This window comes from Aggregatibacter segnis (assembly GCF_003130075.1).
GTDB classification, from domain to species: domain Bacteria; phylum Pseudomonadota; class Gammaproteobacteria; order Enterobacterales; family Pasteurellaceae; genus Aggregatibacter; species Aggregatibacter segnis_A.
This window is the reverse complement of the sequence record NZ_NRCW01000002.1, coordinates 194,656-209,593: the sequence shown is the minus strand read 5'-3', so window position 1 is coordinate 209,593 and position 14,938 is coordinate 194,656. Positions and strand designations below refer to the sequence as shown.

The window sequence follows — 14,938 nt, the reverse complement described above, 5'->3', positions numbered from 1 at the left end:
TTTTTTTATACTTATTTAAAATTTTTATTAAGATTAGAATACTAATTTTTATATTAGGGTTGATAACTAAATGACTTTAATTTCCATAGACGATATTCGAAAAATTGATGATAAATTAATTGCAAAAAATGTATTGATTTATCAGAGACCTCTTGAGGCTACATTGGAATGGATGAGTTTAAACAAGATTCAAGGAGATATTTCAGCTTTTTTAAAATCTGTGGGAGAAGTATATAAGATTCTTTATCCAAGGCAAAAATTTAGTTTTCCTAACTTATTAATTGGAGGAATTAGCTTTAGAGATCAAGTATATATAGCTAGAATCCCACTTGGATATGGAGCCCTAAGTGGTAGTCTCTTCAATTTTGTTGATATTGATCATTCTGAATTAGCATTAATGCATAACATTTATTATGAACAATATAAAAGAGCTTCATATACAATCTGTGATTTATTTGATATTGCCTTTGGCATAGATGATATTTTTAAAGAGAAGGAATCTAATGAAAGCTTAACGTATTGGTTAGAAATGATTCTATCATCAACTATGTCAGCTGCGTTTGCTTTGTCTGAGAATATTAATCTTGCTAATGCAATTCAATCATCACTGCTTTCGATTGAGTTGGCAGCAAAGTCTAGTTTAATGTATTTAGGTTGTAATTATGAATATATAACATCGTTAAGGCATAGTAAGAAGAAGATTAAAGAAAATCTAATTTCTTACAAGATAATAAATGAAAATAATGTTTTTTTTGAAATATATGATTCGTTACCTGAATATGTCGATTTAAGATATAACCCTCATAATCTAAGTAAACAAGAACTGGTGGATATAGCAATTAAATCTCAATTCTTAGTATCTGAAATAATTAGAAAAATAAGTAAAAGAAATTTAGCGAGAGACATGCAGTTAGAACAGCAGTTTGTTAGACCTTCTTTGTTATAATTGTTAAAAATACAAAAGTGCGGTCAAAAACGACCGCACTTTTTTATTTGTTAAACGGTAACTGTTTCTAGTTAATAGCCGCCTCAAATATGGTGTGTCTATTTTTAACAAAATTAATCGCTCTCGAACATAAATAAAAGGCGGAATTACTGTGTTTTCTGCTATTGCGTAACATGGTGAAATTCTGTAAAATGCACCCCGTTTTTGCTCATTCTTAGAGCATTAAAAATGAATTTAACTTCTGTTTTTGTATAGTAAAACAGTAGTTTTGAGGCTTAATTAATAGAGGAATATCATTATTAAAACCGTAAAAAAAGCACCTGCAGTAAATCGCCCTAATCGCATTAATGACGAAATTAGAGTAAAAGAAGTCCGCTTGATTGATCAGGACGGCGAGCAAGTTGGGGTTGTTGCGATTCAACAAGCGTTAGAAATGGCGGAAGCCGCAGCTTTAGATCTTGTAGAAATCAGTCCAAATGCGGAACCACCTGTGTGTCGCATTATGAACTACGGTAAATTCCTCTACGAAAAGAGCAAAACAGCCAAAGAACAGAAGAAAAAACAAAAAGTGGTGCAAGTGAAGGAAATTAAATTCCGCCCGGGCACAGATGAAGGCGACTACCAAGTTAAGTTGCGTAGCCTAATCCGCTTTTTAGAAGATGGCGATAAAGCCAAGATTACTGTACGTTTCCGCGGTCGTGAAATGGCTCACCAAGACATCGGTTTTGATGTATTGGAGCGTGTAAAAAATGATTTAGCCGATATTTCTGTGGTTGAATCTGCACCGGGGAAATTAGAAGGTCGCCAAGCAGTTATGGTATTGGCGCCTAAGAAAAAATAATTTTTGTTCAGATTTTATCTGAATAATAGAATTTTCACTTCGGTGAAGATACAACGGTACATTGGGCACACTACGCAGCCTAATGACGTTTGAAGAGGGCAATTTTCAATTGTCTTAATTGGAAATAATCAGTGCCTACAAGTAATCGCCTTAAAACGGTTCGCCTGATTATGTTGTTTAAACTTAAAAATGCGGAGTTATTTAACAATGCCTAAAATTAAAACAGTACGCGGTGCTGCTAAGCGTTTCAAAAAAACTGCTTCTGGTGGTTTCAAGCGTAAACAATCTCACTTACGTCATATTTTGACTAAGAAAACAACAAAACGTAAACGTCACCTACGCCATAAATCCATGGTTGCTAAGTCCGACTTAGTATTAGTAGTAGCGTGCTTGCCATACGCATAAGCACAAACGTACGTCAGTTCATTTTAGTTAAAAATATTACATAGGAGATTAAATAATGGCTCGTGTAAAACGTGGTGTTATTGCAAGAGCACGCCATAAGAAAGTTCTTAAGGCTGCTAAAGGTTATTATGGTGCACGTTCACGCGTGTATCGCGTTGCTTTCCAAGCGGTGATCAAAGCTGGTCAATATGCATATCGTGACCGTCGTCAACGTAAACGTCAATTCCGTCAATTATGGATTGCACGTATCAACGCAGCGGCTCGTCAAAATGGTTTATCTTACAGCAAATTCATCAACGGTTTGAAAAAAGCGTCTGTTGAGATCGACCGTAAGATCCTTGCCGATATCGCAGTATTCGACAAAGTAGCATTTGCTGCATTAGTTGAAAAAGCAAAATCTGCACTTTAATTCATTAAAGTTTAGGTAAAAAATTAGGACGCTTTGGGGCGTCCTTTTTTATACTGATTGTTTAGGTTTTATCGTTTTCTATGTAATAGAAATAGAATCAGATTGTTAATTTAGTCTCATAAAACCCACCTAAAACAGACCGCACTTTTTTTTTTCTCCAAAAAGAAAAAACCGCTACCCAATTTCTGGATAGCGGGGAGGTCTTAAATATAAGAAAACTTTAAAAGACAACTGCATTTGCAGTGCACTAGCAATCTTTAAGACTAAGTATCTTTAAAATAGTTCAAATAAAAAAGAAAAATTTATTTTATTTTTTAGAAAATGAGATGAATTGCAAAAAGAAAAACGACAGATGCTGAATCACCTGTCGTTTTTTATGGCGGTAGGATTATTTCTCAACAAGAAAATCCACGATTTGTTGTTCAATCCCAGCAGCGTCTAATTTTAAATCGGTGAGCGTTTCTGCTTGCGATCCTTGCGGGATAAAGAAATCCGGTAAACCTAATTGCAATAATTTCACCTGGTGTTGTTGCTGATTCAATACTTCCGCCACCGCACTTCCGGCGCCGCCTTGAATCGCATTTTCTTCTAATGTCACAAGGAGTTCATGGCTGTTGGCAATCTCGTTAATACGGATGACATCCAACGGTTTTACAAAACGCATATCAATGACGGTTGCATCCAGTTTTTCCGCGGCAATCAAGGCATTTGGTAAAAGCGTACCAAAATTTAAAATGGCTATTTTTTTACCTTCACGAACAAGTTTTGATTTACCCAATTCCAATGGTTGTAAAGGTTCTAAGGTAACGCCTACGGCACTTCCGCGTGGATAACGCACGGCGGCAGGCTTACCGTAATGGTAGCCGGTATAAAGCATTTGGCGGCATTCATTTTCATTGCTTGGCGTCATGATGATAAGGTTTGGAATACATCGCATGAAACTGATATCGAATGCACCTTGGTGGGTTTGTCCATCGGCGCCGACAATGCCTGCACGGTCAATGGCGAAGAGAACGGGTAGATCTTGAATGGCGACATCATGAATGAGCTGGTCATAAGCGCGTTGCAAGAAAGTTGAATAAATAGCAACCACAGGCTTGTATCCACCAATTGCCAAACCGGCTGCAAATGTCACTGCGTGTTGTTCAGCAATCGCCACATCAAAATACTGTTGTGGGAAACGTTGAGAAAATTCCACCATGCCGGAACCTTCGCGCATTGCCGGGGTAATGCCGATAAGTTTCGGATCTTGTTCTGCCATTTCGCATAACCAATCACCGAAAATTTTGGAATAGGTTGGGGTGGTATTGGATTTTGGTAACTGACCGCTTAAATGGTCGAATTTGGGCACGCCATGGAAACCGATAGGATCTTTTTCTGCCGGTGTATAGCCTTTGCCTTTCTTGGTTTTTATGTGGAGTAATTGAGGACCTTTTAGATCGCGCATATTGCTCAATGTCGCGATTAATTCATCAATATTGTGTCCGTCGATAGGGCCAATATAGTTGAAACCCAATTCTTCAAATAAGGTACTTTCCGGTGAGAACATCACGCCTTTCATGTGTTCTTCGGTTTTTTTCATAAAGTTTTTCACCGTCGGCACTTTATCGAGAATTTTTTTGCTACCGTCGCGCACGGTAGAGTAGAACGAACCGGAGAAAATTCGGGCAAGATGGTTGTTTAACGCGCCGACATTTTCCGAAATAGACATTTCGTTATCATTTAAAATCACCAACATATTGGTGTGCAACGCGCCGGCGTGATTTAATGCCTCAAATGCCATGCCGGCAGTAATGGCGCCGTCACCGATGACACAAACCGTTTGCCTTCCGGCATTTTCTCGTTCTGCGGCAATGGCAATGCCTAATCCCGCGCTGATCGATGTAGAGGAGTGCCCTACGCTTAACACATCAAATTCGCTTTCACCACGCCAAGGGAAGGGGTGTAACCCGCCTTTTTGGCGAATGGTGGACATTTGGTCACGACGACCGGTTAAGATTTTATGAGGATAGGCTTGATGGCCCACATCCCAAATTAACTGATCGAAAGGCGTTTTAAAGACATAATGCAGTGCAACGGTAAGTTCCACCGTGCCTAAACCGGACGCTAAATGTCCACTACTTTGACTCACCGATTCCAACAGGTATTCGCGCAGTTCTTGACACACTTGAGGGAGTTGTTCTTTGTTTAACAAGCGTAAATCTTCAGGCGAATTAATCAATGATAAAAGGGGGTAGTTTTGCATAAGGAGTAATCAATCCAACGTTAAAATTTATCTATCACTACGTTAAAAACAGGTCTAATTTCCACCGCACTTTGGGGCAGATTAGCTTTTTCGTTTAATGATAAATTCCGCCAACGCATAAAGTGCGGTGGTATCAAAAGGTAAATCTTTGAGTTCGGCTAATGCCATTTCGTAAAGTTCTTGTGCTTTTTGTTTGGCACCTTCCAGCCCCAATAATTTCGGATACGTGCTTTTATCTGCCGTCAAATCGGAGCCGGCCGTTTTGCCGATGGTTTCGCTGTCGCCTTCAATGTCTAAAATATCGTCTTGCACTTGGAAAGCCAAACCAATAGCTGTAGCGTAGCGTTCCAGTTGTTGAGCTAAAGCCTTGTCAGCAAAATGAGGGGAGCAAATAAAGCCCATCGTGAGCGCTGCCGTGAGCAAGGCACCGGTTTTATTTAGATGGATGTGTTCCAATTCTTGCAGAGTAATTATTTTTTGTTCTGACATTAAATCCAAACTTTGTCCCAAGCACATGCCTTTGACTCCGGAGGCGGCACTTAAGGTTTTAATGAGTGCCAGTTTTTGTTCCGCCGATAGCGTTGGAATATCCGTTAAAATCTCAAAGGCAAAGGCTTGTAATGCATCACCGGCTAAAATTGCGGTGGCTTCGTCAAATGCAATGTGGCAAGTTTTGTGTCCGCGACGTAATTCGTCGTCGTCCATGGCCGGCAAATCATCATGAATCAATGAATAAGCATGAATGGCTTCAATGGCGGCTGCCGCATAATCAAGCTGCGTTAAATCGGCACCGAGCATTCTGCCGGTGGCATAAACTAAAAATGGGCGAATACGTTTTCCGCCCAACAATAAGCCATATTTCATGGCGTCAGCTAAAGGCGCCGGCGAGCTATCAAGATGGGCAAATTGCTCTGCTAAAAAGTGATTAATTCGCTGCTGAACTTGCTGTAAATCTTCTGAGAACTGATACATTGCCACCCCGTTATTCTTCCGCTTGATAATCGCTGAGTTTGGCACTTTCGTTTTTTTGTAACAAAATTTGGATGTGCTGTTCCGCTTGCTGTAAGCGTTCTTGACCTAACTGAGCCAGCTTGATGCCTTGTTCAAAATCTTTTAATGCCTCTTCAAGAGAAAGGTCGTTATTTTCCAAGCGGGAGACGATTTCTTCCAGTTGTTTTAAGGTATTTTCAAAATCCGGTTCGTTTTTTTCAGCCGCTTTGCGAGCCATGGTCTTATCCTTTTTTGCAGCAAAATAGAGTTGCCGTATTGTACTTGATTTTTATCGCTATTGTTAGGGCGAATTTAGGGTATTTCCGGTGAATAATCTCTTCTAAAAAAACAACTGAAAAAGACACCGCACTTTGGGTTAATGTGCACAATTTTGTTGTGTTTTACAGCGAGAAAAAAGCCACTTCAAACCATCTAATAAAGCAGGCATGACACTGGTCATATGGGTTTCTTCATCATAAATTTTACTCACAACGGATAGCTTGTCATTAGGCAGCGCATTCAGTTTTTCCGCTAAATTTTTTACTTGCGTCACCATGGCGCGCTGATCTAACTGCTTTTGTCGTTCGGGATCTTGTTTCATATAAGGCGCCAATTTTTGTTCATATTCCCCAACGGTAAAACGCACGCCAATTTTTTCTTTTATTTTTTGCAGATGTTCGGAAAATGTAGGTAAATCTTGCAAAATCCGTTGCTGATTCCACCATACTGAAGGGCTGGCGATAAGATAGTTGCGGAAGCCATTCGGGTGATTAAACAAACTATATAAACTAAATAGACCACCATAAGAATGCCCGAAAATGCTTTGTTGAGCGGTGTTAATTGAAAAACGGCGGTGTAAATCCGGTGAGAGTTCTTCCTGAATAAAACGATAAAAATTTTCCGCACCACCAAATTTTTTATTGGTTTTATCGCCGGTATTATCGTAACGTTCTGACGGCGGCGTATAATCTTGCGCGCGTTCTGCCGGATTAAGAAGTTGAGTATTCGGGTAGCCGATGCCGACGATTAAAAATGGTACGGCATTGGTTTCTTGTGAGCGCGCCATCATGTTTTGCGCCATGCTGGCAGCCGCTGGGAAAAGGGCATCGCCGTCTAACACGTAGAGAACGGAATAGCTGATATGCTTTACTTCTCCAACAGGCATCACCTGAATGCGATAATCTTTTTTCGTAAATTGGCTGTGAAGCATATATTCTTGTGCATTAGGGAGAATTGCCGGTTTTAAATTGCCCATTGAAGTTGCTTGATGCCCCTCGGCAAGATTAAAGAATACGCCACAAGAAAGTGCCAATAATAACGGTTTCATACATGTTCCTATGTGAGTTTTTGCGCTAGCGTAGCAAAGTGCGGTCAGTTTTTCTAACGTTTTTATCAGATAAAAATACCCGAAAAAATGACCGCACTTGATGACTAATCAGATCAGTATAAATTGCTATAAAATTTTTCAAAATTATGGTCTAATAGCGCGTAATTTTTTGTTAATCAAGAGAAAAAGGTTAAATATGAGCTGGATTGATAGAATTTTTAGTAAAAATACCTCGTCTTCTTCCCGCAAAGCCAATGTACCTGAAGGTGTGTGGACAAAATGTACCTCATGCGATCAGGTGCTATATCGTGAAGAATTAAAACGTCATTTGGAAGTTTGCCCAAAATGCGGACACCATATGCGTATTGATGCGCGCGAGCGTTTATTGGGCTTATTGGATCAAGACAGCGTACAAGAATTAGCGGCAGAGTTAGAACCGAAAGATATCTTGAAATTCAAAGACTTGAAGAAATATAAAGATCGTATTACCGCCGCTCAGAAAGATACCGGCGAAAAAGATGCCTTAATTGCATTTTACGGTACGTTATACAATATGCCGATTGTGGCGGCAGCCTCTAACTTTAGCTTTATGGGCGGCTCCATGGGGTCTGTGGTGGGTGCGAAATTTGTCAAAGCCGCAGAAAAAGCCATTGAAGAAAATTGCCCGTTTGTCTGTTTCTCTGCCAGTGGTGGTGCACGTATGCAGGAAGCCTTGTTCTCCCTCATGCAAATGGCAAAAACCAGCGCCGTGTTGGCTAAAATGCGTGAAAAAGGCGTGCCATTCATTTCCGTATTAACGGATCCAACCTTAGGTGGCGTTTCTGCAAGTTTCGCGATGTTGGGTGATATCAATATTGCTGAACCAAAAGCATTAATCGGGTTTGCCGGTCCGCGTGTTATTGAACAAACCGTGCGTGAAAAATTGCCGGAAGGTTTCCAACGCAGTGAATTTTTATTGGAAAAAGGCGCAATTGACATGATCGTAAAACGTGCTGATATGCGTAATACCTTGGCAAGTTTGGTCAGTAAACTGATGAATAAGCCATCTCCTTTTGTGGAAAGCGAATTAATCACAGAAGAATAAATATGAACACGATTTTAAAAGCCACTTCGCCACTCGACGAGTGGCTTTCTTATTTGGAAAACAGCCATTTTAAAGCGATTGATTTAGGGCTGGAACGCATTAAATCTGTCGCCCAAGAATTGGATTTGCTTACGCCGGCACCTTTCGTGATTACCGTGGGCGGTACAAATGGAAAAGGTACCACTTGTCGTTTGTTAGAAACCATTTTATTGAATGCGGGCTATCGTGTCGGCGTGTATTCTTCTCCCCATTTGTTACGTTATAACGAACGTGTTCGTATTCAGAATCAAGAGTTGGATGATGCAGAGCATACAGCATCTTTTGCCTATATTGAGCAAAACAAAACGCAATCATTAACGTATTTTGAATTCAGCACCTTGTCTGCGTTACATTTGTTTAAACAGGCAAAATTGGATGTGGTGATTTTAGAAGTGGGGCTAGGCGGCCGCTTGGATGCCACGAATATCGTGGATAATGACATGGCAGTCATTACCAGTATTGACATTGATCATACGGATTTCCTCGGTTCTACACGCGAACAAATCGGTTTTGAAAAATCGGGAATTTTCCGTGCCAATAAACCGGTGATTATCGGCGAACCTAACATTCCGCAAAGCATGTTGGCGCATGCCGAAACATTAGCTTGCCAATTATTTTGTCGTCACCTTGATTGGCATTTTTGCCAACAGGAACAAAGTTGGACATGGCAAACCGCGCGTGAAGACGAAAAAGTGCGGTGGAATTTGCTCACGGATTTACCGCTTTGCCACATTCCCTTAGCCAATGCCGCAACTGCATTGGCGGCAGTACAAAAATTGCCGTTTGAGATTTCTCTTGAAACCGTGAAAAAATCCTTGCTTGAGGTGGAACTCACCGGGCGTTTTCAGACTATGAAACCGGCAAGCTTAACGCATTTGGCGCAAATGGTTCAGCGTGAAGTGGAAGCGCTACCGCGTATGATTATTGATGTGGGGCATAATCCGCACGCAGCACGTTATTTAGCAGAAAAATTGACCGCACTTAAAGCCCAATCGCAAGGAAAACTGATTGCCGTTTGCGGTATTTTAAAAGATAAAGATGCGGCAGGCGTGTTGACGCCGTTACTTCCGCTGGTTGACGAATGGCGTTGTGTTACATTAGGCGGTTATCGAGGGCAACAGGGCAAGGATTTATTTGTGACGTTGCAACAGATTGCGACTCAGCAGCATTTGAATGCACAAGGCAGTTATGCCGACTCCGTCGAAGAAGGGGTCAAAAGTGCGGTGGAAATTGCCAATGAAAATGATACCGTACTGGTGTTTGGATCTTTTCATACTGTTGGCGAGTTTCTGACATTAATCCAAGCCTAAAGACGTTAGCTTCACCAAAAAACAAAAGCGCCGAGGAACAACCCTTGGCGCTTTTCTTTTAACGTAAATGTCCCGCTTCATTTATGCTTTCAATAATAAATTTTCTGTATGTCCCATTGCTTTGTTTATAGTGCACGATGTTAATCGCACAATTTAACAAAGATTGGCTCTTGCCTTCATGACGATGTTCTTGCCAGCCTGTTCCGGCAAGTAAAGCAAGCAATAAGCGCAATGTATGCCCGTGCGAGACAACCAAGATATTGCCTTGATCATGTACTTGAATAATGTCTTGAAGCGCTTTCATTGCCCGTTTGGCAAGTTGTTCAAAGGTTTCTCCGCCATTGCTTTGCGCTTTATAATTTGCGGCATCTTTGAGCATTTGATTGAATTCTTCTAAAGAACGCAATTTCTCCACCGGTAAACCTTCCCAAGACCCGAAATATTGCTCGTTTAACCCTTTATGTTGAAACAGCGGCACATCGCGCTCGCCTAAAATATATTGCGCTGTGTCGATGGTACGTTGTAAACAGCTGGAATAGGCAGCAACAAAAGGAATGTGCTGCAGTGCTGCTCCGGTTTGTTTGGCGCCTTTAACACCAAGCTCCGTTAAGGCGGAGTTGCCGAACCCTTGTAATAGTCCTTGTTCGTTCCAAAGAGTACGTCCGTGGCGGACGAAATAGAACGTGAGATGTTTATTCATGAATTATCCTGTTAAATCTTATTGAGATAAAAACGCAGAAAAAAATGGCCGCACTTTTTTATAAGAGCGGGCTGAAAAGGAAAAACAATTTTTCGATAATGCGTTGATAGATGGAACGATTTGCCCACTCGGCGTAGTTAAGCAATTCAGCATTTTTGATGTAGCCTTCATGCAACAGGGCAATTTCGTTCGCAAATGCTGCATCTTCCACCACCATGGTCACTTCAAAATTCAATAAAAAGCTGCGCATATCCATGTTTACAGTACCAACCAACGCCAATTTATTATCAATCAGCATGCTCTTAGTGTGCAGTAAGCCTTTATTGAAATGATAAATTTTTACACCGGCGGCGAGTAAATCATCAAAAAATGTGCGACTTGCCCAATGTACCATCATCGAATCATTTTCTTTTGGCAGAATGATAGAGACATCCACACCTCGTAGGGCGGCTGTGCGTAATGCTTCGGCAATATTATGGCTTGGCACAAAGTAAGGAGAGGTGATGACAATGCTTTTCCGTGCAGAAAAAATTGCGATGGCGAGAGATTGCGCCATCAAATCATCCGGAAAACTCGGGCCGGTGGCAAGAATTTGCACTGCGTGAGAATTGTTTTGTTCCAAAGGCAATAACGGGCAATCAGGAATATCTAATGGCACGGATTGTCCTGTTTCAATTTCCCAGTCCCACGCATGTAAGCCGTTGAGAACGGCAGATACCGGGCCATTGATACGTACCATGACATCAATCCATTCGCCTACATTACTGTCTTTTTTGAAGAACTTCGGATCCACCATGTTCATGCTGCCGGTGTAAGCAATTTGGTTATCGATCACAATAATTTTGCGATGTTGACGTAAATCGATTCGACTGAAAAACATGCGGAATAAATTCACATGTAAGGTTTCAACAATCTCAATTCCTTGGGCTTGCATAGCACGACAATCCGCACTTTTTAAAAACGGACGACTGCCCACGGAATCCAATAAAATACGTACTTTCACCCCACGTTGACAGGCTGCGATAATGGCTTCTTTGACGTCGTTCACCAAACCAGAAGGCGACCAAATATAAAACACCATATTGATGGATTTTTCTGCGCGTTCGATGTCTTCAATGATGCTGTGCATGATGTTTTCCGGAGTGTCCAGAATATGCAGTTCGTTTCCTAAAACACAAGGAATGCCAAGACGTTGTTTGGCTAAGTCGAAAATCGAACGATAGAGTAGATTGGTTTTCGTATTCACCAAGTTATCGCATTTCGATAGCCTGTCGAACCACGCCATAAATTGCGGTTTGAGTTGGTTGAATAGTGTTGCGCGGCGCTTTCCGAGATTAATTTCACCGAAAATCAAATACGCCACAATGCCGATGATAGGAAACACATAAATCACCATCAACCAAGATAGCATGGCGGCGACAGATTGCTTTTTCATGACCAAACGAATGGTAATGGCAATGGTGAGAACCCAGATAAGTGCAGGAATAATGTAGGCGATAATTTGTTCGATATTCATAAAAATGACCGCGTTATAAAGGTGTTGAGGTAAAAAGCATTAATAAAATCGGCGGTGTGATGTTTGTGATAAAGCCAAAACTAAAAGCAAGCGGTAAAACCTCTACGCCACCGGCTTTTTGAATAATGGGTAAGGTGACATCCAGTGCGGTTGCCCCCGGAAAACCCACTGCCGTGGAACGGTAGTTTTGCATGAATAGCGGGATAATAAATAAGCTAATCAATTCACGCGATAAATCATTAAAAAACGCAATACTGCCCCAAATCGGCCCCCAAGCATTACTGAGGGTTACGCTAGACAAAGAATACCAGCCAAAACCGGAGGACACGGCTAACCCTTGTATCACTGGCACTGACAACATGAAAGCCGCGATAATGCCGCCAAGTAATGAGGTGAACATGAAAATCACGCCCATCGCCAAGCCGCGTTTATTGAAAAATACCGCTCGCATGGAAATGCCATTGTTGCGCAATTGCACGCCCACACAAAAAATCATGACAACCAGCACATAAGTGGTGGCGTCGTGGGGCAATGCGAAATATCCTTTTGTCAGCCAACCTATTACAAAACTAACTAACACTACGGCGCATAATTGCAATGAATCCAGCATAATGTGCCAACGCGAGGCGATTTTTTCTGCAACGTGTTTTAGTGGTAGAGGGTGGAGCCTATCGTAAAAGAATAAGCCGATGAAATTTAGGCCTTGGATAAACAAAATAAAGGTGAGGGCATAAACGCCGATTTGCGGTAATTGTTGTGCTAAATCATCCAGTTGTCCGAGTGAAAAACCCATGGTGAAGAGAATCATGTACAGCAAAATCATGGTCACGCGACCGAAAGATTGCAAAATGGCGTGATTTTTCACTTTCACCATGTAACCGATAAACATCGGCACTAAAATAATGAGTAATCCTTCGTACACTATTGCCACCTTCAAATGCTATATGGTGCAGAGTATAGCACTTTTCCCTATTTTCGCCTATCGGTGAGCCTTAACACTAAAGCTAAGGTCATTGATTGTGCTATACTTTCGGCCATCATTTTCCTCTAGTATTTCCCTATGACATTCCAAATTGTATTTCGACACCCTGATTTTATTGTGATCAATAAGCCTAATGGCATTAGCGTCCATAAAGATGACGCGGATGTGGGGTTAACTCAATTAGTGGCGCAGCAACTTGGCGTACCGAAGGTTTGGCTGGTGCATCGGCTGGATAAAGTCACTTCAGGCTTATTGATTCTCGCCTTAAATGAACGTGCGGCTGTGACGTTGTCGCAGAAATTTGCGCAGCATCAAATTCAGAAAACATACATTGCATTATCAACGCATAAACCGAAGAAAAAACAAGGCAGAATCAGTGGAGATATGCAAAAGGCCAGAAGATGCGCATGGAAACTTTGCCAAAGTAAAGAAAACCCTGCGGTGACAGATTTTGTGTCTCACAGTTTGGCACCCCATTTGCGTTTATTTATCTTGCAACCAAAAACCGGTAAAACCCATCAACTTCGTGTCGCAATGAAAAGTTTAGGCAGCCCGATTTTAGGGGATGAGCTATATGGTGGGGATAAGGCTGATCGTACTTATTTACACGCCTACCAATTATCGTTTGACTATTCGGGTTTGAAGGTTCAAATTAAGGGAACACCGATTAATGAGAGTGAAAAGTGCGGTGAAATTTTTCAACGTTTTTGGCAGGACATTGAAAAATATCTTCATGGTGAAAATGAAAAAACACTTTAAGAATTGACCGCACTTTTTTCGCTGCGAATCAAGGAACGTTGCCAATGCCGAATAAGATCATAACCAGTTCATACCACAAAGCCATTGTTTGTATGGTGCTTGCCTATATCAGCATTGCCTTGATGGGCGTGTTCGTAAAATATGCCTCGGACGAATTACCGGCAAGTGAAATTTTGTTTTCTCGCTTTCTGATTGGTTTTGTTTTCTTGTTACCTTTTATGATTCGCGATGGCGATTTCCGAGTCGAAATGCGCCAATGGCTGTTTTTGGTGATTCGCAACCTTGCCGGCATCGGCAGTATGTTATGTACTTTTTATGCCATCAAATATTTGCCACTTTCCATTTCTATTTTGCTGTTGAATACCTCTGGGTTATTCGTGCCGGTATTGCTCTTTCTTTTGCGTACTCGCACGCCGCTGAAAGTCATTGCCTGCAGTGTGCTTGGGTTTATTGGTGTAGCGATTATTTTGCTCACCGATCACCATGGTGAGGTGGAACCTTATTATATTTTTGTGGCATTGGGCGGTGCGACTTTAGCCGCCATGGCGTTTATCAGTTTGCAGGAATTAAATAAGCATAATTCACCGAAAAATATCGTTTTTTATTTCCATTTGCTTGGCGCTATTTTGTTACCGTTATTTTTTATGGCGCAGTGGACACTCCCAACAGCGCATGGCTTGTTCATGCTTTTATTGGTGGGCGGATTTGGCTTAATTTTCCAACTTTTGCTGACGCGTGCGTTTAAATACGCACCGGCAAATGTCATCACGCCTTTTGCGTTTACCGGTGTGATTTTTTCCAGCATCTGTGACTGGCTGTTTTGGCAGAATGTACCGACAGTGCATTTCTGGTTTGGCTCTTTGGTGATCATTGTGTCTGTTAGTTTATTGGCTAGAATGCGTGGTCAAGGAAAAACGAAGGCGTAATTTATTCCCCAAAAATAGTTGTTTTCCGCTACAATAGCGCACTTTAAAATGACATTGAAAACGAGGAAATCCATGGAATATCCAATTTGTCCATCTTGCAAAGGCGAAAACACCTATCACGATTCCATCCAATTTGTTTGCCCGGATTGCGGCCACGAATGGACCGGCAACGAAGTCGAAGAGCATGACGATGATGCGCTTATTGTCAAAGACAGCAACGGCAATTTATTAGCTGATGGTGACGATGTGTTGTTAATCAAAGATCTGAAATTAAAAGGGTCTTCCGAAGTATTGAAAAAAGGCACAAAATTTAAAGGCATCCGCCTTGCTCGCGGCGACCACAACGTGGATTGCGGCAAAATTATGTTGAAATCAGAGTTTTTGAAGAAAGCATAAAAATACGCTAGAAAATCACCGCACTTGATTTGTGCGTAGTGAGCTTCATAAAAAACGGCGCTT

The 14,938-nt window shown here is 41.4% G+C and carries 16 protein-coding genes; 9 read left to right on the top strand and 7 right to left on the bottom strand.

Annotated features, from left to right (window positions below; genetic code table 11):
- The first annotated feature begins 70 nt into the window (after nt 1–70).
- The 4 genes from DK415_RS02895 to rplT all read left to right on the top strand — a co-directional run bounded on the left by DK415_RS02895 (nt 71) and on the right by rplT (nt 2,601).
- Nucleotides 71–946: a hypothetical protein gene (locus tag DK415_RS02895; RefSeq protein ID WP_109432379.1), complete on the top strand. Its 876-nt coding sequence runs from the start codon at nt 71–73 to the stop codon at nt 944–946.
- 292 nt (nt 947–1,238) lie between these two features.
- Nucleotides 1,239–1,787, top strand: coding sequence for a translation initiation factor IF-3 (gene infC / locus DK415_RS02890; protein ID WP_446053820.1), 549 nt, complete (start codon nt 1,239–1,241; stop codon nt 1,785–1,787).
- Between the two features lie 207 nt (nt 1,788–1,994).
- Complete coding sequence (rpmI, locus tag DK415_RS02885; protein WP_005542274.1) at nt 1,995–2,192, top strand: 50S ribosomal protein L35; 198 nt, start codon at nt 1,995–1,997, stop codon at nt 2,190–2,192.
- Between the two features lie 55 nt (nt 2,193–2,247).
- Nucleotides 2,248–2,601 (top strand): 50S ribosomal protein L20, encoded by a 354-nt coding sequence (gene rplT, locus DK415_RS02880; RefSeq protein ID WP_005596075.1) that lies wholly within the window; start codon nt 2,248–2,250, stop codon nt 2,599–2,601.
- Nucleotides 2,602–2,989: 388 nt separating this feature from the next.
- On the opposite strand, the gene dxs is transcribed toward rplT, so the two are convergent.
- The 4 genes from dxs to DK415_RS02860 all read right to left on the bottom strand — a co-directional run bounded on the left by dxs (nt 2,990) and on the right by DK415_RS02860 (nt 7,163).
- Nucleotides 2,990–4,846, bottom strand: coding sequence for a 1-deoxy-D-xylulose-5-phosphate synthase (gene dxs / locus DK415_RS02875; protein WP_109432378.1), 1,857 nt, complete (start codon nt 4,844–4,846; stop codon nt 2,990–2,992).
- Between the two features lie 81 nt (nt 4,847–4,927).
- Nucleotides 4,928–5,818, bottom strand: coding sequence for a (2E,6E)-farnesyl diphosphate synthase (ispA, locus tag DK415_RS02870; RefSeq protein WP_109432377.1), 891 nt, complete (start codon nt 5,816–5,818; stop codon nt 4,928–4,930).
- 10 nt (nt 5,819–5,828) lie between these two features.
- A complete protein-coding gene (gene xseB, locus DK415_RS02865; RefSeq protein ID WP_109432376.1) occupies nt 5,829–6,074 on the bottom strand; it encodes an exodeoxyribonuclease VII small subunit in 246 nt (81 codons plus the stop codon).
- 138 nt (nt 6,075–6,212) lie between these two features.
- The gene (locus DK415_RS02860; protein WP_109432375.1) at nt 6,213–7,163 is read right to left on the bottom strand and encodes an alpha/beta hydrolase; all 951 of its coding nucleotides are present in this window, start codon (nt 7,161–7,163) and stop codon (nt 6,213–6,215) included.
- 196 nt (nt 7,164–7,359) lie between these two features.
- Between DK415_RS02860 and accD the strand changes: the two genes are divergently transcribed.
- Both accD and folC read left to right on the top strand, forming a co-directional pair.
- Nucleotides 7,360–8,247 (top strand): acetyl-CoA carboxylase, carboxyltransferase subunit beta, encoded by an 888-nt coding sequence (gene accD / locus DK415_RS02855; protein ID WP_109432374.1) that lies wholly within the window; start codon nt 7,360–7,362, stop codon nt 8,245–8,247.
- Between the two features lie 2 nt (nt 8,248–8,249).
- Nucleotides 8,250–9,596 carry a bifunctional tetrahydrofolate synthase/dihydrofolate synthase gene (gene folC / locus DK415_RS02850; RefSeq protein WP_109432373.1) on the top strand — a complete coding sequence of 449 codons (1,347 nt, stop codon included), beginning with the start codon at nt 8,250–8,252 and terminating at the stop codon, nt 9,594–9,596.
- Nucleotides 9,597–9,654: 58 nt separating this feature from the next.
- On the opposite strand, the gene DK415_RS02845 is transcribed toward folC, so the two are convergent.
- Genes DK415_RS02845 through DK415_RS02835 form a run of 3 tightly spaced genes read right to left on the bottom strand, consistent with a single transcriptional unit; the run spans nt 9,655 to nt 12,734 of the window.
- Nucleotides 9,655–10,296 (bottom strand): histidine phosphatase family protein, encoded by a 642-nt coding sequence (locus DK415_RS02845; RefSeq protein WP_109432372.1) that lies wholly within the window; start codon nt 10,294–10,296, stop codon nt 9,655–9,657.
- A 58-nt stretch (nt 10,297–10,354) separates the two neighbouring features.
- On the bottom strand, nt 10,355–11,812 hold the full coding sequence (cls, locus tag DK415_RS02840; RefSeq protein WP_109432371.1) for a cardiolipin synthase: 1,458 nt from the start codon (nt 11,810–11,812) through the stop codon (nt 10,355–10,357).
- Nucleotides 11,813–11,825: 13 nt separating this feature from the next.
- Nucleotides 11,826–12,734 (bottom strand): LysO family transporter, encoded by a 909-nt coding sequence (locus tag DK415_RS02835; RefSeq protein ID WP_109432370.1) that lies wholly within the window; start codon nt 12,732–12,734, stop codon nt 11,826–11,828.
- Nucleotides 12,735–12,872: 138 nt separating this feature from the next.
- Between DK415_RS02835 and DK415_RS02830 the strand changes: the two genes are divergently transcribed.
- The 3 genes from DK415_RS02830 to DK415_RS02820 all read left to right on the top strand — a co-directional run bounded on the left by DK415_RS02830 (nt 12,873) and on the right by DK415_RS02820 (nt 14,875).
- Nucleotides 12,873–13,553 carry a TIGR01621 family pseudouridine synthase gene (locus DK415_RS02830; RefSeq protein WP_109432369.1) on the top strand — a complete coding sequence of 227 codons (681 nt, stop codon included), beginning with the start codon at nt 12,873–12,875 and terminating at the stop codon, nt 13,551–13,553.
- 44 nt (nt 13,554–13,597) lie between these two features.
- The gene (locus DK415_RS02825) at nt 13,598–14,479 is read left to right on the top strand and encodes a DMT family transporter (RefSeq protein ID WP_109432368.1); all 882 of its coding nucleotides are present in this window, start codon (nt 13,598–13,600) and stop codon (nt 14,477–14,479) included.
- Between the two features lie 72 nt (nt 14,480–14,551).
- Nucleotides 14,552–14,875 carry a zinc ribbon domain-containing protein YjdM gene (locus DK415_RS02820; RefSeq protein WP_048750901.1) on the top strand — a complete coding sequence of 108 codons (324 nt, stop codon included), beginning with the start codon at nt 14,552–14,554 and terminating at the stop codon, nt 14,873–14,875.
- Nucleotides 14,876–14,938: the final 63 nt, after the last annotated feature.